General features: G+C 69.4%; 15 protein-coding genes. 5 read left to right on the top strand and 10 right to left on the bottom strand.

Features of this window, described 5'->3' with window-relative positions; translation table 11 throughout:
* Positions 1–44 precede the first annotated feature (44 nt).
* The gene (locus DLJ53_RS14240; RefSeq protein WP_111346139.1) at positions 45–983 is read right to left on the bottom strand and encodes an acetamidase/formamidase family protein; all 939 of its coding nucleotides are present in this window, start codon (positions 981–983) and stop codon (positions 45–47) included.
* Positions 984–1,260: 277 nt separating this feature from the next.
* On the opposite strand from DLJ53_RS14240, the gene DLJ53_RS14235 reads away from it, so the two are divergent.
* Positions 1,261–4,461: a GH36-type glycosyl hydrolase domain-containing protein gene (locus DLJ53_RS14235; protein ID WP_162409195.1), complete on the top strand. Its 3,201-nt coding sequence runs from the start codon at positions 1,261–1,263 to the stop codon at positions 4,459–4,461.
* Positions 4,462–4,907: 446 nt separating this feature from the next.
* Here the strand turns inward: DLJ53_RS14235 and DLJ53_RS14230 are convergent, their stop codons facing one another.
* The 5 genes from DLJ53_RS14230 to DLJ53_RS14210 form a co-directional block, all read right to left on the bottom strand.
* Positions 4,908–5,687, bottom strand: coding sequence for a hypothetical protein (locus tag DLJ53_RS14230; RefSeq protein WP_111346136.1), 780 nt, complete (start codon positions 5,685–5,687; stop codon positions 4,908–4,910).
* A 232-nt stretch (positions 5,688–5,919) separates the two neighbouring features.
* Positions 5,920–6,654: a GntR family transcriptional regulator gene (locus DLJ53_RS14225; RefSeq protein WP_202913137.1), complete on the bottom strand. Its 735-nt coding sequence runs from the start codon at positions 6,652–6,654 to the stop codon at positions 5,920–5,922.
* Positions 6,655–6,668: 14 nt separating this feature from the next.
* Complete coding sequence (locus tag DLJ53_RS14220; protein WP_111346134.1) at positions 6,669–7,949, bottom strand: TRAP transporter large permease; 1,281 nt, start codon at positions 7,947–7,949, stop codon at positions 6,669–6,671.
* The gene (locus DLJ53_RS14215) at positions 7,949–8,449 is read right to left on the bottom strand and encodes a TRAP transporter small permease (protein ID WP_111346133.1); all 501 of its coding nucleotides are present in this window, start codon (positions 8,447–8,449) and stop codon (positions 7,949–7,951) included. Before DLJ53_RS14215 ends, DLJ53_RS14220 begins: the two co-directional genes overlap by 1 nt.
* A gap of 29 nt (positions 8,450–8,478) precedes the next feature.
* On the bottom strand, positions 8,479–9,456 hold the full coding sequence (locus DLJ53_RS14210) for a C4-dicarboxylate TRAP transporter substrate-binding protein (protein WP_202913136.1): 978 nt from the start codon (positions 9,454–9,456) through the stop codon (positions 8,479–8,481).
* A 126-nt stretch (positions 9,457–9,582) separates the two neighbouring features.
* Here DLJ53_RS14210 and araD point away from each other — a divergent pair, with 126 nt between their 5' ends.
* Positions 9,583–11,346, top strand: a complete 1,764-nt coding sequence (araD, locus tag DLJ53_RS14205; RefSeq protein ID WP_425320960.1) for an L-arabinonate dehydratase — start codon at positions 9,583–9,585, stop codon at positions 11,344–11,346.
* 40 nt (positions 11,347–11,386) lie between these two features.
* Here araD and DLJ53_RS14200 read toward each other — a convergent pair whose 3' ends face one another.
* Positions 11,387–12,616, bottom strand: a complete 1,230-nt coding sequence (locus DLJ53_RS14200; protein WP_111346131.1) for an MFS transporter — start codon at positions 12,614–12,616, stop codon at positions 11,387–11,389.
* A gap of 411 nt (positions 12,617–13,027) precedes the next feature.
* Positions 13,028–14,404, bottom strand: coding sequence for a Si-specific NAD(P)(+) transhydrogenase (gene sthA, locus DLJ53_RS14195; protein ID WP_111346342.1), 1,377 nt, complete (start codon positions 14,402–14,404; stop codon positions 13,028–13,030).
* A 408-nt stretch (positions 14,405–14,812) separates the two neighbouring features.
* On the opposite strand from sthA, the gene argE reads away from it, so the two are divergent.
* On the top strand, positions 14,813–15,973 hold the full coding sequence (gene argE / locus DLJ53_RS14190; RefSeq protein ID WP_202913134.1) for an acetylornithine deacetylase: 1,161 nt from the start codon (positions 14,813–14,815) through the stop codon (positions 15,971–15,973).
* Between the two features lie 144 nt (positions 15,974–16,117).
* Here argE and DLJ53_RS14185 read toward each other — a convergent pair whose 3' ends face one another.
* A complete protein-coding gene (locus DLJ53_RS14185; protein WP_111346130.1) occupies positions 16,118–17,500 on the bottom strand; it encodes an acetamidase/formamidase family protein in 1,383 nt (460 codons plus the stop codon).
* A 343-nt stretch (positions 17,501–17,843) separates the two neighbouring features.
* Here DLJ53_RS14185 and DLJ53_RS14180 point away from each other — a divergent pair, with 343 nt between their 5' ends.
* Positions 17,844–18,746 (top strand): helix-turn-helix transcriptional regulator, encoded by a 903-nt coding sequence (locus DLJ53_RS14180; RefSeq protein WP_111346128.1) that lies wholly within the window; start codon positions 17,844–17,846, stop codon positions 18,744–18,746.
* Between the two features lie 72 nt (positions 18,747–18,818).
* Here DLJ53_RS14180 and DLJ53_RS14175 read toward each other — a convergent pair whose 3' ends face one another.
* On the bottom strand, positions 18,819–20,726 hold the full coding sequence (locus DLJ53_RS14175) for an ABC transporter ATP-binding protein (protein WP_202913170.1): 1,908 nt from the start codon (positions 20,724–20,726) through the stop codon (positions 18,819–18,821).
* Positions 20,727–21,189: 463 nt separating this feature from the next.
* Here DLJ53_RS14175 and DLJ53_RS14170 point away from each other — a divergent pair, with 463 nt between their 5' ends.
* Positions 21,190–23,238 (top strand): hydantoinase/oxoprolinase family protein, encoded by a 2,049-nt coding sequence (locus DLJ53_RS14170; RefSeq protein ID WP_162409191.1) that lies wholly within the window; start codon positions 21,190–21,192, stop codon positions 23,236–23,238.
* Positions 23,239–23,241 lie beyond the last annotated feature (3 nt).

Raw genomic sequence — 23,241 nt, 5'->3', positions numbered from 1 at the left:
TTCGTGGCGGTACCGCGCGGCGCCGGGGAGTGCAGGGGCACTCTTCACAGCGCGGCCTTCGGCAGCATCATGTGGCACCCCTTCTCGCCGTCGACGGTCTGCGTCACACGCAGGTCGCCCTGCAGCGAGCAGAGCATGTAGGCCTGTTCGCGGGTCAGCCCGGTCCGGCGGCAGATGTGGTCGATCATCTCGCGGACGGCGATCCGCGCCGCCTCGTCGAGGTCCTCGTCGAGGCCGATGCTGATGAGGTGGGTGGCATTCTCGGCGAACGGGTAAGTGTAGCCGAGGTCCTTGCGGACGGTGAGCCGGAACGAGCCGGAGAGGCCGGTCTCCAGCGCGGTGAGGCAGACTTCGCCATCCCCCTGGACGCCGTGACCGTCACCGGCCGAGAACAGCGCGCCGTCGACGAAGACCGGCAGGTAGAGGGTCGAGCCGGCACGCAGCTCCTTGTTGTCCATGTTGCCGCCGAACTTGCGCGGCTGGACACTGGAAAGGCGCCCCCAGTGCGGTGGCGGCGCGACGGCGATGACCCCGAAGAACGGATCCAGCGGGATCTCCCTGCCCCAGGGCAGCCGCGCCGTGCGCCGCTCGATGTCGATCTCGGGGTGGATGATCGTTGCGCTGTCGAACTCCCCGGGGAGTGTCCCGCGCAGCGGCAGCGTGCCGACATATCCCCATCGGTCGACGGGATCGACGTCGAGGATGTCGACCTGAAGGACGTCGCCCGGCTCCGCGCCCTTGACGAAGACCGGCCCGGTCAGCATGTGGCTGGCGCCGAGTTTGGCGCATCGCTCCATGGCGTGAAGGTGTTCCCGCCGGACGAGGGTCCGATCGGGCGGCAGGTCGTCCGGGTCGGCCGCGGCCCAGCTCGTCAGCGTCACCGTGTCGCCGGATGCCACATGCAGAACCGGGGGCAGGGCCGCGTCGTGAATTCCCCAGTGGATGTTCTCCGGGAGAGCATCGAGTCGGTGTTGCCGCGACATTCGCCCTCCGGCGGCTCGGGTGGATAGATCACGTCTGCAACACGATAGCATGCGCGCGGTCGCGAATTGTGATCATCTGACGAATACAGAAAATGTGCTGAGCCGTGTGTGCCTTGGCACTGTCCAGCGGTCGCACGCCGACGCGCCGATCCGCCGCGAACGGCGCGCGATGCTGCCATGGAAGGGGCATGGGTCGACCCTTCCCCTGTCGGCCTGATGGCGGCATGCTTCCCGGCCGCCGCGGTCCTGCGGTTTGATGCGCAACGCGAGGCCAGGAATGGGCGACGCTTCCCCCCATCGCTTCCGGACACCGACGGACGCCGATCTCGGCCTGCGCCATATCGCCAATGGCGCGGGGCTGAACGTCTCCGTCCTTGGAAACGGCGCCGTCTTCGCGCTGACGCGGCAGACCGGGCGGGGGCATCTCATGCTGGGCCAGATCCTCGGTTCCGGCATCGGCGGGGGCCTTCTGCGGCTGTTCGTGCGGACCGATTCCCGGCCCGGGGCGATCCCGCTCATCGGTCCCGGAGGCGCCGATCGCGTCGGCGTCCTCGAGGACCGCGTTGTCTGGGAGCGCGAGGTCGGGATCCTGCGCTGCCGCGTCACGCTCGTCCTGGCGCCATCGGAGCCGCTTTGGCTGTGGCGCGCCGTGATCACCAACCTCGGCTCCGGCCCGGTTCGCGCGGACGCCGTCCTCGTGCAGGACCTCGGCCTCGGCGAACGTCCGTTCCTGATGAACAACGAGGCCTTCGCCTGCCAGTACATGGACCATCACGTGGCCGTGCATCCGACCGCCGGCCCGGTGATCATGTCGCGGCAGAATCTGATGCAGCTGGGCGGCCATCCCTGGGCGGCCCACGGCTGTCTCGACGGTGCGGTCGCCTACGCCACCGATTTCCGGCAGGTCGCCGGTCCGGCCCATCGGGCGACGGGAGAACTCGACCTCCCGTTCGGAACGGCCCTGCCGTCTCAGCGGATGCAGGGCGAGGCCGCCTGCGCCGCGTTCCAGTCTCCGGTCCGTGACATCGCCCCGGGCGAAACGGTGCGTACGACGTTCTTCGGCGTCCTCCATGCATCCCACGCCGGCGCGTCGGACGACGGCGACCTCTCCGTCGTGGCGCTCGCCGAACGGGCCGCGTCGGAGCTCGTCGAGCGGGACGTGCCCCTTGCGCCGGTCGTGCGGAGCATCGTCGAGACCGCTCCGGCGCTCCGCGCCGAAGATGCGGCCGGAGCCGCGCTGGCGACGCGATACCCCGACCGCACGATGGTCGAGGAGGAGGACGGGGCGACGCTCTCGTTCTTCGTGCCGGACGGCTCGAAGAACCGCCATGTGGTGCTGCGCGACAAGGAGACGGCCGTCCTGCGGCGCCACGGCACCATCCTCGTCAGCGGGACCGACTGGCTGCCGGGCGACGGGACGCTCAGCCTGACCACGTGGATGCACGGGGTGTTCGCCGCGCAGCTCAGCCTCGGCAACACCTCGCTCAACAAGCTCTTCTCGGTCGCGCGGGACGGTTACGACCTGATCCGCAGCGGGGGCCTGCGCATGCTTGTCGACACCGGCGAGGGTTGGCAACGACTGGCGGTCCCGTCCGTCTACGAGATGGGCATCTGGGACTGCCGATGGGTCTATCTGCTGGCCGACCGGACCATCACCGTCTCCGTCGCGGTCTCGCCGGAGAACCGGGCCCTCGCGACGTTCTCGGTGACGGTCGATGGCGCGCCATGCCGCTTCCTCGTCTACGCCCAACTCGTCCTCGGCGAGCATGACCTCGCCCACCACGGTGAGGTGGAGGTCGATGCGGATCGCTCGCGGATCATCTTCCGCCCGGATCCCGGCAGCGCCTGGGGCGGACAATATCCCGACGCGGCGTTCCATTTCGTGGTCGGCACGCCCGGCGAGATCGACGCGATCGGCGGCGAGGAGCTCCTGTTCGATGGCGCGCCCGCGACGACGGGTGCCTTCGCCGCGATGCGGACGCGGCCCACAGGGGGCTTCCGCTTTGCCGTCGCCGGCTCGCTCGCCAGCGACGGCGAGGCGAATGAGGCGGCGGACGCCTGGCGTGCCAGACCCGACATGCCGGACGAGATGGCATTCACCGCCGCCTGGCAGCGGCTGACGAACGGGATCGCCGTCGCTGGCAGCGACGACCCGGACGCCGGGTCCGCGCTGACGCTGCTGCCGTGGATGATCCACGACGGCCGGGTGCATGTCGCGGCGCCGCACGGGCTGGAGCAGTACAGCGGGGCGGCCTGGGGGACGCGCGACGTGTGCCAGGGGCCCGTCGAGCTCCTCCTCGCCCTCCGTCAGGACGAGACGGTGAAGGCGATCCTCGCCACGGTCTTCGCCGAGCAGGACGTGAACAACGCGGACTGGCCGCAGTGGTTCATGCTCGACCCCTACGCCTGGATCCGCAGCAGCGACGCGCACGGCGACGTCATCGTCTGGCCGCTGAAGGCCCTTTGCGACTACGTCGAGGCGACCGGGGACGGGGGCATCCTCGAGCAGTCGGTGGGATGGCGCGACGGCGGGGCGAGGGCGGCGGACCGGACGGACCCCGTCGCGGTCCATGTCGACCGCCTGCTCGCAGCCGTCGAGGCGCGGTTCGTGCCCGGTACGCACCTCATCCGCTACGGCGAAGGCGACTGGAACGATTCCCTCCAGCCCGTCGACCCGGCCATGCGCGAGCGGATGGTGAGCGGCTGGACGGTGGCGCTCCTCTACCGCCAGGCCCGCCGCTACGCCGCGATCCTGGCCCGCTTCGGCCACGACAGGCGCGCGGCCGAGGTGTCGACCCTCGCGGGGGCGATCCGCGAGGACTTCCGCCGCCATCTCATGCCGGGCGGTATCGTCGCCGGATACGCCGACTTCGACGCGTCGGGTGGCGCAAAGGTACTCTTCCATCCCGACGATACCGTGAGTGGCATCCACTATTCGCTGATCGCGATGACGGAGGCGATGCACGCCGGCCTCCTCAGCCCGGAGGAGACGGAGCGCCACCTCGACCTGATCCGCGAGCACCTGTCCTTCCCGGACGGGGTGCGGCTGATGGAGCGGCCGCTCCCGTACCATGGCGGGATCGAGCGGATCTTCCGCCGCGCCGAGTCCGCCGCATACTTCGGCCGCGAGATCGGCCTCATGTACACCCATGCGCATTTGCGGATCGCCGAGGTGCTGGCCGCCACCGGCGACGCCGCCGCGTTCTGGGACGCCCTCGCCCAGGTCAATCCGGTCGTGGTGACGGAGCGGGTGGCGAACGCCGCGCCCCGGCAGCGCAACGCGTACTTTTCGAGCAGCGACGCCGACGTCCTCGACCGCTACCAGGCGAGCAGGGATTGGGACCGCGTGCGCGCCGGGACCCTGTCGGTCGAGGGCGGCTGGCGGATCTATTCGAGCGGCCCCGGCATCCTAGTCAGCCTCATCCTCGGCCAACTCAATGGCCGGCGAGGCGCCTCACCCGGTGCGACGCAGGTCTGACCGGCGCCGTCGCCGGGCGACGCGGACATGACGGCACCCGTGCTCCCGGGCGAGATCGCGAACGCGCAGTACCCGCCCGTGACGCACACTTCGTACGAATTCGTAGAGGGTCATCCGCGGCCTCAATGGACAGGAGCAGCCTCGCCCGCCATCGCACGGGCGAGGCCGCGAAAGATCACGGCAGACGGGGAACCCGCCTCCATCAGCATCGGCAGAGCCGTCGCCGAAAATTAGAGGTCGATCGACTTGACCGGGGCCGGTCGGTGGGGCGCCCACGCGCTCCAGCATTTCCGGAGGCCGTGACAGTGACCGACCGCCTCGGCGGACTTTCGACGAGTGTCGAAGCCGGCTGGACGGACCGCCGCGATGCTGCCGGTTCCGCACCGTATGCGGTCGGCTGGCTGGCTCGGGTGATCCACATCCTGCGACGACCGTGCATTGGACCTTCAGCCGAGTGCTGCGAGAGCGGCGTCGACGTCCGCCTCGGCGGCGGCGCAGCAGGCCTCGTCGGGCGGGTCCGCGGCTTCGGCCTGGCCGACCCCCTCGCGCGGGTTCTGGTTGACGGCGACGATCGCCGCGAAGCGCTCGGGGTCGATCCGGACGTCGCGCTTGCGGGTCAGGAAGCGTGCGAGCGGGAGGAAGGTCTCCATCCCCGTCAGCTCGTCCATCGCGATCTCGAACGTCCGGCAGCCCGCCTTCGGCAGGGTCTCGCTGTAGTGCCTCTGGCGCCGCTCGATCTCGCGCGCATACCAGTAGCAGAGCTGATAGTCGCTCCACGCCCTCCAGTCGGCGGGCGCCACCACGCCGGGGTCGTCGGGCCCGACGAGGACCAGGTGCCCCGACACCGTGCGCGCGGGGACGCTTCCGATCGCCAGCATGCTGAGCGCGACTTCGCGCGCGGGCCGCGTCAGGAGGATGACGCTGGGCCGGAGGCCGAGATCCAGAAGCGGCTCGATGAACCCCTTGCAGTAGAGGTGCGAGATGTCGGCGTAGGGACGCTTGCCCTCGAGGCGGGAGGCGATGGCGGGGATCTTCTCCGAAACGAGCCACCAGCGGGCCGCGATCGGGGCGAACTGCACGGTCCGCAGGACGAAGTTGAGGCGCGGTGCGGCCTCGTGCTCCGCCTGGATGTCGAGGCATTCGGCGAGGAGCCTCGTGAGGAGCTTTGTCCCGCTGCGTCCGGGCGTCACCGTCAGGATGAGACCCGCGGCTCTCAGGGCCTTCAAGGCCGTGGGGCCTTTTTTCATGCTCGGGTGATTCCGCGTGGTTTCGACCACAACCTATGTCGCGGGTGCGCTCCCGTCGAGCCGACGGGGAACGCGAACCGCGATTGCGGTCAGGGTCTTGGCCCGTGTCGCGGATATCCACGGCCATGCCACTGCCCGGGCGCCGGCCGGCGCTGCCGCCGCCTTCGCCCCTTGCCGCGGCAGGCCGTCGACGTCGGTCCGCGGTCCGCTCTCAGGCCGGCGCAGCGGAAAAGTAGTCCGGCTGCTGGGCGACGATGGTCGGCATCCGCTCGATCGTGCCGGAGAGGTGGCGGCGCATGGCGTCGGTGGCGGCGTGGCGGTCGCCGGCCTCGATGGCCGTGAGGACCGCGGCGTGCCCGTCGAGCACCGACTGCATCTTGCCCGCGCTCGGCAGGTCGAGGGTGCGCAGCCGGGCCATCTGGCTCGTGCGCTCGATGACGAGGCCGTGCAGCGCGTCCTGACCGGCGGCCAGGAAGAGGGCGCGGTGAAAGTCCTCGTCGAGGCGGCGGAAGAGCTCGATCTGCGCCGAATCGTCGGCGAGCGCCTGCTGCATCTTGAGGATGCCGCGCGCCTCGAGAAGCGCCGACTTGTCGTGCAGGGCGGCGAGGCGGTTCACCACCTCGCACTCGAGCCCGGTGCGGAAGAACTGCTCGTGCCGCACCGCCACCTGGTCGATCAGCGTCACCTCGGTGCGGGACTGGCGATAGGTGGCGACGAGGCCGAGCGTTTCCAGCCGCTGCAGCGCCTCGCGCACCGGCGACTGGCTGACGCCGAAGGCCGTCGCGAGGTCCGGGCGCGACAGGCGGCTGCCGGGCGGCAGGTCGAGCGAGACGATGCGGGCCCGCAACTCGTCGAAGACGCGCGCGGACGTGGGCAGGTAGGCGCTCGTCGCCGGCGGCTTGGCGATGATGTCCGCATCCGGACGGGGTCGAAATCCAGCGCCCACGCGCCCTCCCAACGTCACATCAACAGCCGCGGCAGCGAGGTGGAAATCCCCGGAACCAAGACGAGTAGGATGAAGAAGACGAATAATGCAAGGAAGAAAGGCATGGATGCCCGGGTATAGGCACCCGTCTTCACGTCCAGTATCCCGCACACCGAAAACATGATCACCCCGACCGGCGGCGTTAGACCACCGAGGTTGATGAGAAACACCATCAGGATGCCCATATGGATCGGGTCGAACCCGGCTGCGGTGACCACGGGCATGATGATCGGCGTCACGAGCAGGATGTTCGCCGCCCCCTCCAGGAACATCCCCGACACCACGAGGACGCCCATCACCAGCACCAGGATCACCGCCGGGTTGTGGGACAGGTGCGTCACGAATTCGGTGATCTGCTGCGGCGCGCGCTCGATGGTGATCGCGTAGCCGAGCACGCCTGCCATCATGATGAGGAGCATGATCATGCCGAGGTCCGACACCGACGCCCTCAGGGCCTCGAGCGCCCGCGCCACCGTCAGCTCGCGGTACACGAACACGCCGACGGCGAGGGCGTAGACGACGAGGAAGGCGCCCGCCTCCGTCGCGGTGAAGATGCCGAAGCGGAAGCCGACGATGAGGATCACCGGGAACATCAGCGCCCAGACGCTCTCCTTGAAGCTCGCCCACAGCTCGGATCCCCTCGGCAGCGACGCGAGGTCCGGCGCGTAGCCGTTGCGTCGCGCGACGAGCCAGGTGGTCGCCATCAGGACGATGGTCAGGACGATGCCCGGCAGCACGCCCGCCAGGAACAGGCGGCCGATCGAAACCTCGTTGATGTAGCCGAATAGGATGAGGCCGATCGACGGCGGGATCGTCGCCGTGATGATCGAGCCGAACGCCAGGATCGCGGCCGTCACGGGCCTGGAATAGCCCTGCGCGATCATCGACGGGCCGAGGAGCCGGCTCTCCATCGAGGCGTCGGCGACGGCGGAGCCGGAGATGCCGCCCATCATGAAGGAGAGGACGATCGAGACCTGCGCCAGCCCGCCGGCGAGCCAGCCGGTGAGGAGGCGCGAGAACGTCACCAGTCGGTCGGTGATGCCGGTGACGTTCATGAGGTTGCCGGCGAGGATGAAGAAGGGGACGGCGAGCAGCGGGAAGCTCTGCGTCGCGGCGACCATCTTCTGCACCGCCACCGTGGGCGGCATCGTGCCGGAGAGGATGAAGACGGGGATGGCGGCGAGCCCCAGAGCGAAGGCGACGGGCTGGCCGATGAACAGGAAGAGCGCGAACAGCGCGGCGATGAGGAGGAGCATCAGGAGACGCTTTCCGAAGCGATCGGCAGCGCCGGCACCTTGCCGCGCGCGACGCCGTAGAGACGGGCGAGGGTGGTGCGCAGCATCAGCGCGAAGCCGAGCACCATGGAGGCGTGGGTGTAGGAGCCGTGCATCTGAGTCGCGCCGAAGAGGCGAGGGTGCATCAGCGCCGCGTTGCGCACCGCGTAGACGAGCAGGAACGCCAGCAGTGCGGAGAGGACCGCGAGGTTGAACATCTCGACCCGCCGGTAGCCCTTCTCGCCGAGTGCCTCGGCGAGAAGGGCGAGGCCGAAGTGGCGGCTCTCCTGGAGCGCGAGGTCCGCCGACAGGACGCACAGCCAGACGAACAGGAGCTGCGCGATCTCGATCGACCAGATAATCGGCGATCCGGCCGCCCGCGCCAGCGACGCCGCCGCGACCAGGAGGACAATGGCAATCAGGAGGCCGATGGCGGCGGCGGCCTCCAGGCGGTGGAGGAAGTGGCTCAGGCGGGACGGCATGGCGCTCTCCGCGACTCTTGCGCGGGCGGTCAGTCGGCGATCACCGACTTCGCGATCTCGGCTTCCTTCTCGAGGTTCAGCTTGGTGTAGACGCCGGCGACCGCCTCCTTGAAGGGCGTGAGGTCGATCTCGTCGATCTCGACGCCCGCCGCAGCGACGTCCTTCAGCGCCTTTTCGCCGAGCTCGATGGTGAGGCCGGAGGCGTAGCGGCCGTTCTCGACCGCGAGATCACGTACGATCTTCTGGTTCTCCGGAGAGATGTCGTCCCAGGTGTCGGCCGAGATCACCAGTGCCGTGACGAGCTGGATGTGGCCGGTCTTGGTGACGTGCTTGACCACCTCGAAGAGCTTGGCGCCGGTGATCGCGGTGGGCTGCGCCTCGGCCGCGTCGATGGTGCCGAGCTGCAGGGCGGAATAGACCTCGCCCCAGGCGATCGGCGTCGGCTCTGCCCCCATGGCGCGGATCGTCTCGATCCAGACGGGCGCGCCGATGGTGCGCATGCGCACGCCCTTGAGGTCGGCCGGGGTCTTGAACGGCTTCTGCGTCAGCGCGTGGCGCGGACCCTGGTACCAGTTGGAGGCCAGCATCACGAGCCCGGCCTTCTCCTTCAGTTCCTCGCCCCAGCCCATGTAGGCGTCGGACAGGGCGAACTTGTCGGCCTCCTCGTAGGTGTCGAACAGGAACGGCGCCGACATGATGGCGAGCGAGGGGACGAACGAGGAGAGGCGGGCGACGTCCGTCACGGTGCCGACGTTGGCGCCGGCGCGGGCCTGGTCGAGCATCTCGGTCGTGTCGCCGAGCTGGCTGTTGTGGAAGACCTCGACGACGACCTCGCCGCCGGTCTTCTCCTCGACCTCCTTGGCGAACTTCTCCAGCCCCTGACCCATCGGATCGCCGGGCGCGAGGACGGTGCCGATGCGCAGCGTCGTTTCGGCGCTGGCGGGGCCGGCGAGGGCGATGCCGGCAACGAGCACGGCGAAACAGCGACCTACGGCGGTCATGGTCATTGGTATTCCTCCCAAATTGAAATTTTAGTTGTAGTGAAAGATTAGAAATGCAATCCAACTTGTGTCAACATAAAATTGCGTAGCCGCTGCGGCGGAGAATCGCGGCGGCCAGGGGAGGAGACAGACGTGGACCGGCAAGACCCAGCGCTGAGGCAAAGAATCCGCAAGACCCCGGACCAGCTCCGCTCCGCGCGTTGGTTCGCACCCGACGACCTCAGGAGCTTCGGTCACCGCTCGCGGATGATGCAGCTCGGCTTTTCGGAGGACGACTTTCGCGGCCGCCCGATCATCGGCGTCCTCAACACCTGGTCGGAGCTCAACACCTGCCACGCCCACTTCCGCGACCGCGTCGTCGACGTGAAGCGCGGGGTGCAGCTCTCCGGCGGGCTCGCGGTCGAGATGCCGTCGCTCTCGGTGGACGAGAGCTTCACCAAGCCGACGTCGATGCTCTACCGCAACATGCTGGCGATGGAGACGGAGGAGATGATCCGCTCCCACCCGCTGGACGGCGTCGTCCTGATGGGGGGCTGCGACAAGACCACGCCCGGCCTCGTCATGGGCGCGATCTCGGCGGGAGTGCCGATGATCTATCTTCCCGCCGGGCCGATGCTGCGCGGCAACTACGCCGGCAAGGTCCTCGGCTCCGGCTCGGACGCGTGGAAGTACTGGGACGAGCGACGCGCCGGCAATGTCTCCGACGCCGAGTGGCTGGGCGTGCAGGGCGGTATCGCCCGCTCCGCCGGCACCTGCATGACGATGGGGACGGCCGCGACGATGATGTCCATCGCCGAGGCGCTGGGGCTGACGCTGCCCGGCGCGTCGTCGATCCCGGCGGTGGACTCCGGCCACCAGCGGATGTCGGCGGACTGCGGCCGGCGTATCGTCGACATGGTGTGGGAGGACCTGACGCCTGACGAGATCGTCACCCCCGCCGCGGTCAGGAACGCGGCGATCGTCGCGATGGCGACGGGCTGCTCCACCAACGCGGTCGTCCACCTCATCGCCATCGCGCGGCGCGCGGACGTTGACCTGACGCTCGACGATCTCGACGCGCTCGGCCGCGTGACGCCGCTGATCGCCAACGTGCGCCCCTCCGGCAAGGACTACCTGATGGAGGACTTCTATTACGCCGGCGGCCTTCGCGCGCTGATGAAGGAGCTGGAGGACCGGCTCGACGGTTCGGCGCTCACCGTCACCGGACGGCCGATGGCCGAGAACCTCGTCGGCGCCGAGGTCTACAATCCGGACGTCATCCGCTCACTGTCGAACCCCGTCTACAGCGAGGGGTCGCTGGCCGTGCTGCGCGGCAACCTGTGCCCCGACGGCGCGGTCATCAAGCCCGCCGCGTGCGACCCGGCCTTCCATGTCCACGAGGGGCCGGCACTGGTCTTCGATTCCTATCCGGAGATGAAGGCGGCGGTGGACGACGAGACGCTCGACGTCACGCCGGACCACGTCATGGTCCTGCGCAACGCGGGGCCGCAGGGTGGGCCGGGCTTTCCCGAGTGGGGGATGCTGCCGATCCCCAAGGCGCTGATCAAGAAGGGCCATCGCGACATGCTGCGGATCTCGGACGCGCGCATGTCCGGCACGTCCTACGGCGCGTGCGTGCTGCATGTGGCGCCGGAAAGCTACGTCGGCGGTCCGCTCGCGCTCCTCAGGACCGGTGACATCGTGCGCCTCGACCTGCCGGCCCGGCGGCTCGACATGCTGGTCGACGAGGCGGAGATCGAGCGCCGCCGCGCCGCCTGGACCCCGCCCGAGCCGCGGTTCGAGCGCGGCTGGGGCTGGATGTTCTCACGCCACGTGACCCAGGCGGACCAGGGCTGTGACTTCACCTTCCTGCAGGCCGACTTCGGCCGCGCGGCAGGCGAGCCGGATATCTACTAGAGGCGGGCCGAGGCCCGCCGCTCATCGGTCGGGATGCGGATCAGATGCGCCGCTTCGCCCGGGTGCGGCGCGCATCGAAGATGGTCAGCGCGAAGACGGCGATGCCGAGGACGCTGAGGCCGGCGCCGACGTACCCAGATGCGTTGGCGAAGCTGTAGCCGGCCTGGATCGCGGTCGCCGCCGCGAACGGGCCGAGCGCGTTGGCGAGGTTGAAGGCGGAGTGGTTGAGCGCGGCGGCGAGCTGCTGCGCATCGCCCGCCACGTCCATCAGCCGGGTCTGCAGCACCGTCGAGAGGCCGCCCGCGGCGCCGATCGTGAAGACGACCAGAAGGTAGGTCGGCAGCGACACGATGGCCGAGGGGTAGGCGATCATCGCCAGCAGCGCGACGGTCATGAGCGCGAAGGCCGAGACCGTCTGGTTGCGGTCCGCCGCCCAGCCGGCGATGAGCGCGCCGGCGGTCATGCCCGTGCCGATCACCGCGAGCGCCAGCGGCACCATCTCCTCGGCGAGCGACATGTCGGTGATCATCGTCGAGGCGATGTAGGTGTAGACGGCGAACATGCCGCCGAAGCCGACCGCGCCGGTGGCGAGCGTCAGCAGCACCTGGCGGTTGCCGAGCGCCCCCAGCTCCTGCAGCGGGCTGCTCTGCTTGGAGACGCGACCGGCCGGCACCGTCAGGTAGACCGAGAGCGCCGTCGCCGCCGCGAGGCAGGACACCACGCCGAACGCCGCGCGCCAGCCCACCGTCTGGCCGAGGATGTTGGAGAACGGCACGCCGATGATGGTGGCGAAGGTGAGTCCCAGCATCACCCGCGCGACCGCCGAGGAGCGGCGGTTCGGCGCCACCTGCCGTGCGGCGACCAGCGCCGCGACGCCGAAGTAGGCGCCATGGGGCAGGCCGGAGAGGAAGCGGGCCGCGATCAGTGTCTCGTAAGTGGGCGCGAGCGCGGAGAAGCCGTTGAACAGCGCGAAGGCCCCCATGAAGCCGATGAGGAGCCACCGCTTGGGCAGCCGCGCGCCGAGCACGACGAGCACCGGCGCGCCCACCACGACGCCGAGCGCATAGGCGCTGATGACGTCGGACGCGTCCGCCTGGGTGACGCCGAACGCCGCCGAGATGTACGGCACCAGCGCCATCGACGCGAACTCGGAGGTCCCGATCGCGAAGCCGCCGAGCGCCAGCGCGACGATGACGAGCCACGCCCGCGCGTCGTGTCCTTCCGCGACATGCGGGATTGCGGTCGGCGAAGCGGCCAGTTCGTGGGTCATAGCGGATCTTTCGAGCGTCGTGTCGGCCGGTGGCCGGGTGTCGTGAGGTCGCGGCCGTGTGCGGCGGGGTCGTCCGCGCCGGCCGTGAGAAGGGGGGCGCCGTGTCGGCCGCCCGTGTCGGACGGGCGGTCTTCCGGCGGGGTTGAGGTGCGCGCAGCAAGGAGCGCAGTGGCCAGACGCTGGGCTTGCCCGGCGGCCGTCCGCTGCGCGCGAAGGCTCCTGTTCGGATTCGATCATCCAACGATATCGCAACGCACAACTGGCGCCAGCGAAAGCCGCTGCAAGGCGCGTCGGGGCTGCTATGCGCGCCCGTCGGTCTCGACTGCCGCAGGGACCGCAGGCTCGCGCCGATCCGGATGGCGGCTGCCCGCGCCGCTCATGGCTCCCGGCACGTCCCGACGCGTGGCGCCGTCAGGGCTGGCCCATCCGGTTCCAGGCGTCGAGGCCGGCGACCTTGTACGCCTCGGCCAGCGTCGGATAGTTGAAGGTGTTCTCGACGAAGAAATCCACCGTGCCGTGCAGGTTGATGACCGCCTGGCCGATGTGGATCAGCTCCGTCGCGCCCTCGCCGACGATGTGCGCGCCCAGGAGCCGCCGCGTGTCGAGCGCGAAGATGAGCTTCAGGAAGCCCGAGTTCACCCCCATGATGTGGCCGCGCGAGGTTTCGCGGAACCGGGCGATCCCGCACTCGTAGGCGATCCCCGCCTCGCGCGCCTCCTCCTCCGACATGCCGACGGTGGAGATCTCCGGCACGGCGTAGATGCCGTAGGGGAAGCTCTCCGGCGCCGGCGGGAGCGGGATCCCGAAGGCGTGGCACGCCGCCACGCGGCCCTGCTCCATGGAGGTCGAGGCGAGGCTCGGGAAGCCGATGACGTCGCCGGCGGCGTAGATGTTCGGGACGTCCGTCTGGAAGGTCTTCGGGTCGACCTTCAGCCGTCCCCGCCGGTCCGCCGCAATGCCGATCGCGCCGAGGTTCAGCGCGTCGACGTTGCCCGAGCGGCCGGCCGCGAACAGGAGGATCTGCGAGCGCACCCGCCGGCCGTCGGACAGGGCGACGTCGACACCGGTCGCCCCCGCCTCGATCCCCTTCACCTCGGTGCCGAGGCGGATCGTCATTCCCCGGTCGCGCATCTGGTGGATGAAGTCGGCGACGATCTCCCTGTCGACGAAGTCGAGGATGGAGCCGCGCGCCTCGATCAGCGTGACCGGCACGTCGAGCGCGGAGAAGATCGTCGCGTACTCCACCCCGATGACGCCGCCGCCGATCACCGTGAGGGTGCGCGGCAGCGCCTCGATCTCGAGGATCTCGTCGCTGTCGAAGACGCGCGTCCGGTCGAATGGCACGTGAGCGGGGCGGAACGGCTTCGTGCCGGTGGCGATCAGCGCCTTGTCGAAGCTCACCTTGTGGGTGTCGCCGTCCTCGTCGGTCAGGAGCACGGTGTTGGCGTCGACGAAGCTCGCCTCGGCGAAGGCGCTGCGCACCATGTTGCGCATGAACTGGTGCTGCAGGACCTCCACCTCGTGGTCCAGCGTCTTGTGCAGGCGCTGCATCAGGTCGAGGGCGGAAATGTCCTTCTTGACCCGGTAGCTCTGCCCGTAGAAGCCGCGCTCGCGCCAGCCGGAGAGGTTGAGCACGGTTTCGCGCAGCGTCTTGGAGGGGATCGTGCCGGTGTGCACGGAGACGCCGCCGTGCCGCTTGCCGCGGTCCACCACCAGAACGGACTTGCCCAGCTTGGCGGACTGCACGGCGGCCCGCCGCCCCGCCGGTCCGCTGCCGATGACCAGCATGTCGATTTCGTCCAACGGCCCCTCCCTTCGCGTCGTCTCGGGGCGCCGGGCCGCCAGGCCCGGCCGATACCCTTCGGCCGCTGGCGAATGTCGTGCCACTTGCATGTGTCGCGCCGACGAAGGCGACCCGGGACCCGGCGGAGGTCCGGTTGTGAAGCGCCCGAAGCAAGGGTCGGGCAAGGCAGGTGCTCGGCGTCCCGGCGGGTCACGGCGTAGATTTGTCTGGATAAGTTCGGGGCGACAAATTCGCGCCGCACCACACGCGGCGCTTGCAATCGTGCCGCCGCGCGCGCGACGGCTCACGCGGAGCGCGGCCGTCCGGACGGCGGGTGGCGGTCCGTTCGAGGCGGTTTCGCCGGCTGGATGGCCGGCGGGCACTTGACCCGCCGCCACCCCCGCGATGAGCTGATGTCCATGAACCTCAACTCGACTCAGATGCTGGAACGGCTGGTCGCGTTCCCGACCGTATCGGCTCGCTCGAACCTCGACCTGATGGACTTCGTCAGGGACTACCTCGCGAGCCATGGCGTCGAGGCGAAGGTCTTGCCCAACGCCGCCGGCGACAAGGCCAACCTCTATGCCACCGTCGGGCCGATGGTGGAGGGCGGCATCGTCCTGTCCGGCCATACCGACGTGGTGCCGGCCGAGGAGCCCAACTGGACCGCCGGCCCCTGGTCGCTGACGGCCCGGGACGGCCGCCTCTACGGTCGCGGCGCCTGCGACATGAAGGGCTTCGACGCGCTCGTCCTCGCCGCGGTGCCGCAGATGGTGAAGGCCGGACTCAAGGTGCCGATCCATATCGCGCTCTCCTACGACGAGGAGGTCGGCTGCCGCGGCGTGCCGGAGATGATCGAGGTGATGAAGACCGCGATCCCGACCCCGCGCGCCGTCGTGGTGGGCGAGCCGACGCGCATGCACCCGGTCTCGGGGCACAAGGGCTCGTACTCGTTCTTCACGAAGGTGCATGGCTATGCGGTGCATTCGAGCCGGATCGACATCGGTGTCAGCGCGGTGATGACGGCGGCGCGGCTCATCACCTGGCTGGAGGACCGGATGGAGGCGAACCGCCTCGCCGCCGACCCGGCCAGCCCCTTCACGCCGCCCTACACGACGATCCACTGCGGCATGGTGCACGGCGGCACGGCGGCCAACATCGTCGCCGACCAGTGCCAGTTCGTGACCGATTTCCGCGTCATTCCGACGGACGACCCCGACGCGCTGCGGGCGGAGTACGAGCGCTACGCCTTCGAGGTGATCGAGCCGGCGATGAAGGCGAAGTCGGCGCAGGCGGGGATCGAGATCGAGACGCGCAGTGCCGTGCCGCCGCTGATGCCGGAGCCGGACGGCAACGCCGCCGCGCTGTTCGCCGAGCTGGGCAAGTCCGAAGCCCCGCTCGCCGTCTCCTACGGGACGGAAGCGGGGCTGTTCCAGAAGGCGGGCTGGTCGGCGATGGTGTGCGGGCCGGGCGACATCGCCCAGGCCCATCAGGCCGACGAATACGTCGAGGAGAGCGAGATGGCGGCGGGCGAGCGCTTCCTCTCCCGCCTCATCGGCCAACTCGCCAGCTAGTTCCCGTATCCGGGTGGGCGCGCCCGCGCGGGGGTATGCCGGGTGCTTCGGGAACGGGAGCCCGCCGTCCGCCCGGTCCTGGACGGATCGGGCGGGTCGCACCGGTGGACGCGTCCGGGCTGCTGCCGGCGCGTCGCCCTGTCGTCAGCGTCCGGCGAAGAGGCGCTTCTCGACGACGCCGTGGACGCCCCAGTTGCCATCCACCACCTGCGTCACGCCGAAGTCGGACGCGACCGACATCAGCGAGATCGCCTCGTCCTCGTTGAGGCCGTACGCGGTCATCAGGAACGAGCGCATCTTGCGGAAGGCGTCGCGCATCGCCCCGTCGACCGACGACTTGGAGTAGATCTCGCTCTGCGCCGCGTCGCCGAGGTCCTTGAGGTAATCGGCGTAGGAGAAGCCGTGCACCACCCACTCGTGCGCCGTCTCGAGCAGCGGGAAGTCGAGACCCTCGACCGGCGTGCCTTCAAGAGCGTCCGACTTGAGGAGCGTGACGCGCACGAGGCCGGTGAGCGAGGTCTCGATCGCCGTGCCCGCGAGCTCCGAGTCGCCCTGCGCCGCGTGCGGGTCGCCGGCGGAGAGGAGCGCTCCCTCGACCGCGATCGGGTAGTACATCGTCCCGCCTGCGCCGACGCGCCAGTTATCGATGTTGCCGCCGAAGGACGAGGGCGGGATGGAATCGACGAAGTCCGCGTCGGCCGGCGCGACGCCCATGGTGCCGAAGTGCGGCCGGATCGGCACGCGGACGCCGGTCAGAGCCGGCTTTTCCTCGACCGTCGCGTGGTCGACCGGCACGCCGGGATAGTCGATCGTCTCGTGCACCACGCCGTCGGGGTCGGTCTGCGGGGTCCACTGGAACGAGTAGACCGCCTGCGCCCAGTCCTCCTTGCCGGTGGAATCGAGCTCGTAGATCGTGATGACCTCGCGCTTCTTCGGTTCGGTCAGGAGGTCGTTGTAGTGGTAGCCCCACCACGCGGCCGCGTTCGAGCCGAACGTCTTGCCCACGTGCTCGGGGTTGGCCGAGGGGCGCGGCTTCAGGTCCAGGATCTCGACCTTGAGGACATCGCCCGGCTCCGCGCCGCACACGTAGATCGGCCCGGTGAGGATGTGGACACCGAAGCCCTCGCCGGCGCCGCGGCCGTGGATCGAGGCGTCGACCGGGCCGGCACCGCGGCGGTTCACGCCCTTGTCGCCCGCCTCCCAGTGGAAGACGCTTTCCGCGCCCGGGTCGCCCGTGACCATCCGCGACGCATCGTCATTGGCGTGGTGCGTCAGCGTCTCGATCGTCACGAGATCGCCGGAGTGGATGGCGACCGCAGGCTCCAGGGTCTTGGAGAAATAGCCCCAGTGGACGGTGTCGGCGCTCGCCTTGACCGTGTGGTGGGCCGGGGCGTCCGGAGCGGCGGCGCAGGTCTCGGGCGTGCCCTGCGCGAGGGCGCCGCCGGTGGATGCGGCCAGGAAAAGTGCACCAATTGCGCCGGCGGTGGGGAAGGGCCGGTGGAGGCGGCGACGGTTCTGATGGGTCATCGGGGTCTCGATCGGTCTGAAAATACCGTACCGAAGCAAGTGGAATGCCACTTGGGGGGCCGCCTGCGACCTAAGTTCAACCCGATTTGTTCCGTTTCTCTCCCATATTCTTGCGAGACGACTGGCAGACATCTTGAGAGGTTGAGTCTGGTTGTGGTATAACCTCTAATTGTTTTGGCTCTGTCGACCTGATCATCGGTTGTGTTTTAGGTGTGAAATGATCGCGAAAGGTGCATCTTTCGACAAATAGTTGTTGCGTTTGTTCGAGTTTGCCCTTTTCGTGAGGTCATGCGCGCCCATGTAGCCCCGAATATGGACTCTCGGGACCGTGGCAGAGGGCCCTATGGAGAACGGTGAGTACGCTCGATTGGGACAGTTTCTGACGGACCGCCGAAACGAGGTGGATCCGCAGACGCTTGGTTATTGCTCTCCGCAGCGCCCCGGTCCGGGCCTGCGGAGGGAGGAAGTGGCCGAGCGCGCGCACGTCAGCGTTGCGTGGTACACGTGTTTGGAGCAGGGACAGGAGAAGCCGCCCCCGGTCGACGTGCTGGACCGCCTGTCGCACGCCCTGATGCTGACCAAGTCCGAGCACGACCGGCTCCATACCATCGCGTACGGCCGCTCCCACTCGGCGAAGCTGCGCCAGCGGATGGATGCGGGCGCGCGCCTGTGGACGCCGCCGCCGACCGACCGGCTGAAGCACGCGCTCGACTCCCTGCAGCTCTGCCCGGCCTATATCCGATCCCCGGCGTGGGACGTGCTGGCATGGAACCGCGCCGCCCGCGAGGTGATGGGCGACTATGCGACGCTCGCGCCGGAGCGGCGCAACGTCCTGCGCATCCTCTTCTGCGAGCCCATCGCACGGGTGAAGCTGAAGAACTGGGAGATGGTGGCGCGCAACGCGGTCCAGACCTTCCGGATGGAGAAGGAGCAGTACGGCATGCCCGACGCGGCCCGCCGCCTGGTCGACGACCTGATGGTTGAGAGCCCGATGTTCGCCGAGATGTGGTGCGAGAGCGGCGTCAACAACCTCGGGGAAGGCACCCGCGTCTTCGACGACCCGGAACTCGGCCTGATCCTGCTGGACTACGCTACCTACAATGTTGACGAGCAGCCCGGCATGGGGCTCGTGGTCTTCACCCCGGCCACCTCCGGCGACGGCGAGCGCCTCCACACGCTCCTGTCGATCCGCAGCAAGGTCGCCGCCTCACACTACGCCCACTTCCACGCCGCCAAACACTCGTAGGTGCTTCCCGCAACCGGTGTCAGGCCCGGAATCGGCCGCCCGAGGGCGGCTCAGCGGGTGGTGCCGCGCCCGTCACGCGGTGCGCAGGGCGCCGGCCGCGCCATCGACGCGCGCGACCAGGTGGCCCGGGCCGACCTCGATCATCTCGTGCCGGACGGGCTCGTCGCCGACCTTCCTGACGGGGCTGGGAATGTCGCCGAGGAGCCGGACGCCGTGCCGCCGCTGCGCCGGGTCGGCGACCGGGACCGCGGCGAGGAGGCCTTGCGTATAGGGGTGCCGGGGATTGTCGAACACCTCGGCGCGCGGCCCGATCTCGACGATCTGCCCGAGGTACATCACAGCCACGCGGTGCGCGACCTTCTCGACGACGGACATGTCGTGGGTGATGAAAAGGTAGGAGACGCCCCGCTCGTACTGGATGTCCATGAGCAGGTTGATGACCTGGGCCTGGATCGAAACGTCGAGCGCGGAGACGGACTCGTCGGCGATGACGAGGTCCGGCGATGAGGCGAGGGCGCGCGCGATGGAGATGCGCTGGCGCTGCCCGCCCGAGAACTCATGCGGATAGCGCGACGACATGGCGGGCGACAGCCCGACGCGTTGCAGCAGCGCGTGGACGCGGGTCTCGACCGCCTCGGACCGAGCCAGCAGGTTGTGCACGATGATGGGCTCGGCGATCGAATAGCCCACCGTGCGGCGCGGATCGAGGGACGCGAACGGATCCTGGAAGACGTACTGGATCTTCTCGCGCAGGGCGCGCCGCTGGGCCTCCGGCATCGCGGCGATGTCCGCGCCGCGATAGGTGATCGTTCCGCTGTCCGGCTTGAGGAGCTGCTGCAGGGTCCGCCCGATGGTGGACTTGCCCGACCCGGACTCGCCGACGAGCGCCAGCGTCTCGCCCGGATGGATCGTGAACGAGACCCCCTCGACGGCGTGAACGCGATGGGTGGCGCGGCCGAGGAGGGTGTGGCCGACGTCGAAGCGGGTGACGAGGTCGCGCACCTCGATCAGCGGCGCCTTGTAGTTCGCCGTGTCCTGCAGGCGGCGCTCGCCGACCTCGCGCGCCTCGTCGCCCTCCATGACGATGACGGGCGTGCGCTCGGGGAGCGGCTCGCCGCGGCGGCTGCCGAGGCGCGGCACCGCGGACAGGAGCGCCCTGGTATAGGGGTGCGCTGGAACGGCGAAGATCGAGCGCACGTCGTTCTCCTCCACCTTGCGGCCCTTCCACATCACCACGACGTCGTCGGCCATCTGCGCGACGACGCCCATGTCGTGGGTGATGAAGACGATGGCGGTGTCCATCTCGGTCTTGAGATCCTGCAGGATGGCGAGGATCTGCGCCTGGATGGTGACGTCGAGGGCGGTCGTGGGCTCGTCGGCGATGATGAGGCGCGGCGAGCAGGCGAGGGCGATCGCGATCATCACGCGCTGGCGCATCCCGCCCGAGAGCTGGTGCGGATAACGCTTCATCATCGCGTCCGCGTCCGGCAGGCGGACCATGCGCAGCAGGTCCAGCGCGCGGGCGCGGGCCTGCCGCTCGCTCATGCGGTCGTGGATCCGGAGCGCCTCGCCGATCTGCGCGCCGACCGGGAACACCGGATTGAGCGAGGTCATCGGCTCCTGAAAGATCATCGCGATATCGCGGCCGCGGATGTGGCGCATCCTGTCGGAGGGGAGGGTCGCGAGGTCGATGCGCCCGCCCTCGCGGGGCCGGAACAGGATCTCGCCCGAGGTGATGCGCCCCCCGGAGTAGTCGATCAGCCGGGTCGTCGCGAGGGAGGTGACGGACTTTCCCGAACCCGACTCGCCGACGATGGCGAGGGTCTGGCCGGCGCGCACGTCGAGCGACACGTCGTGGACGACGGTGGTGCCGCCGAAGGCCACGGACAGCGACCGGATCGACAGGAGGGCATCGTCGCCGGTGGCGGTCGGGGCGGGGGTCGCGCCGGCGGGGGCAGTGCCGACGGTGGCGGGGGCGATCTCCGTCAAATCGGGTCCTCTGGAGGTTGGGATGCGCCGGCGCGTCGTGGACTTACGATGCGGTTCCAAGCAATGGCCGACATGTCATCGCTCACGGCCGCGGGATGGCGGCGTGCCGCCGTGTATTCGCCAAGTCAAAACGTTGCGCACGTCCTGACGCTGCGACCGCGTGAGGGTTCGGCGCGCCGGGATGGGAAGTCAAGGACAATCGGCGTGCACCGCTGCCGACAAAGCGGGCAATCGCTCGGAATCCGGATATAACACATTGAAAATTATGGGGGTTTTCTTGCTCGACAGGGGCGTGCGGTCGATCCGCACTCTAGTAGCATTGCTAATAGACCCCACGAAAACGTTTAATTTGACGTTTCGATAATCCATCGCGAACATCTCGCCACCGTCGTATAGACGCAGAAAACATCTTCGGACGACATGGCGACTACTCGCATTTCTTATGGTCTCCTCTATGGATGAGGCCGGTCTCGTCGTCGGCGTGGACGTCGGCGGCACCTTCACCGACGTGGTCAGTGTCGATCGCGCCGGCATGTTCGAGGTGATGAAGCTCCCGACCACCCGGAGCGCGCCGCAAAAGGCCGTCGCTCAGGCGCTGGAGCAGCTCACCAAATCCGGCGTCACCCCCGACGCCATCGAGAAATTCGCCCACGGCACCACCGTTGCGACCAACGCCGTGCTGGAGCGCAAGGGCGGGCCCATCGGCCTCCTCCTCACCGAAGGCTTCCGCGACATCCTCGAGATCGGCCGCTCCTACCGGCCGGACATGTACGCGATGTTCCTGAAGCGGACGACGCCCGACTTCCTCGCCCACGGCACCTGCGTCCAGACGGTGCGCGAGCGCATCACCTCCGGCGGGCGCGTCGTGACCGAGATCGACGAGGCGTCGCTGCGCAGCGCCATCGCCGCGCTCGTCGACGCCGGCGTGAACGCGATCGCGGTGTCCTTCATCTTCTCGTTCGACAACCCCGCCCACGAGCTCGCCGCCAAGGCGATGATCGCGGAGATGGCGCCCGGCATGCCGGTGTCGCTCTCCCACGAGGTGGACCCGATGTTCCGCGAGTACGAGCGGACGTCGATCACCGCGTTCGACGCCTACGTGAAGCCGCTCCTCGTCACCTATCTCGGCGAGATGAGCGAGGACCTGCGGCGCGCCCGGGTGACCCCGCCGCTGCAGGTCATGCAGTCGCGCGGCGGGCTGACGGCGGCGAACGTCGCCTCCAGCCGGCCGGTGCGGCTGTTCCTGTCCGGGCCCGCCGGCGGCGTCATCGGCGCCAAGGCGGCCGGCGAGATCGTCGGCGCCAAGAACCTCATCTCGTTCGACGTCGGCGGCACGTCGTGCGACATCGCGCTGATTCAGGACGGCGAGCCGATCGTCAAGTCGACCGGCTCGATCGGCGGCTACACCGTCCGCGTGCCGATGGTCGACGTGAACGCCATCGGTGCCGGCGGCGGGTCTATCGCCTGGATCGACGCCGGCGGCGGCCTTCGCGTCGGCCCGCACTCGGCGGGCTCCGAGCCCGGCCCGGCCGCCTACGGGCGCGGCGGTGAGGACGCGACCGTCACCGACGCGTCCATCGTCCTCGGCTATCTGGACCCCGGCTACTTCGCCGGCGGCACCATGACCCTCGACCCGGACCTCGCCTTCCGCTCCGTCGAGGAGAAGGTCGCGCGGCCCCTTGGCCTGTCCATCGAGGACGCCGCGCTCGGCATCCACCGCGTCCTCAACGCGCAGATGGCCGAGGGCATCCGCCTCGTCTCCGTGCAGCGCGGCCTCGACCCGCGCGACTTCGCCCTCGTCCCGCTCGGCGGTGGCGGCGGTATCCACGCCGTGCCGCTGGCGCGCGACCTCTCCATGCCGCGCATCATCGTGCCGCGCCTGCCGGGCGTGCTGGCGGCCTGCGGTCTTCTCGCCGCGCCCGTCGAGCACGAGCTCTTCGCGGCCTTCAACCGCGACCTCTCCGCCGTTCGCGACGCCGACATCCTGGCCGCCTTCGATGCGCTCGAGGCCAAGGCGGCGGCGCTGATGGAGGCGGAGGGCTTCGCCGGGCGCTACGACGTCCGCTACGCCCTCGACATGTGCTACGTCGGCCAGGCGCACTTCGTCGAGGTGCCGGTGGCGCGCGCCGAGATCGACGGCGTCCTCGAGCCCATCGCCGCCCGCTTCCGCAGCCTGCACGAGACCATCCACGGTCACGGCGAAGGCGGCGAGACGCGCGTCGTCAACGTGCGCATCGTCGCCTCGGCCGCCTCGTCCGTCGCGTCCGCCACCCCGCAGCACATCCCGACCGACGCGCCGCTCTCGCGCGGCACCCGCGCCGCCCGGTTCGAGACGGTCGGCGCGCCGGTCGCCGCGACGCTCTACGACCGCGCCGCGCTGCCGGAGGGGACCACAATCGACGGTCCCGCCATCGTCGAGCAGAGCGACACGACCACCCTCGTCGAGCCGGGCTGGAGCGCTACGGTCGCGGCGGGCGGCACCCTCATCCTGACCCGGACCTGAGCC

This window comes from Acuticoccus sediminis, from assembly GCF_003258595.1.
Classification (GTDB): Bacteria; Pseudomonadota; Alphaproteobacteria; order Rhizobiales; family Amorphaceae; genus Acuticoccus; species Acuticoccus sediminis.
Note: the sequence above shows the minus strand (reverse complement) of the source record. Positions and strands in the feature narration are given on the sequence as shown.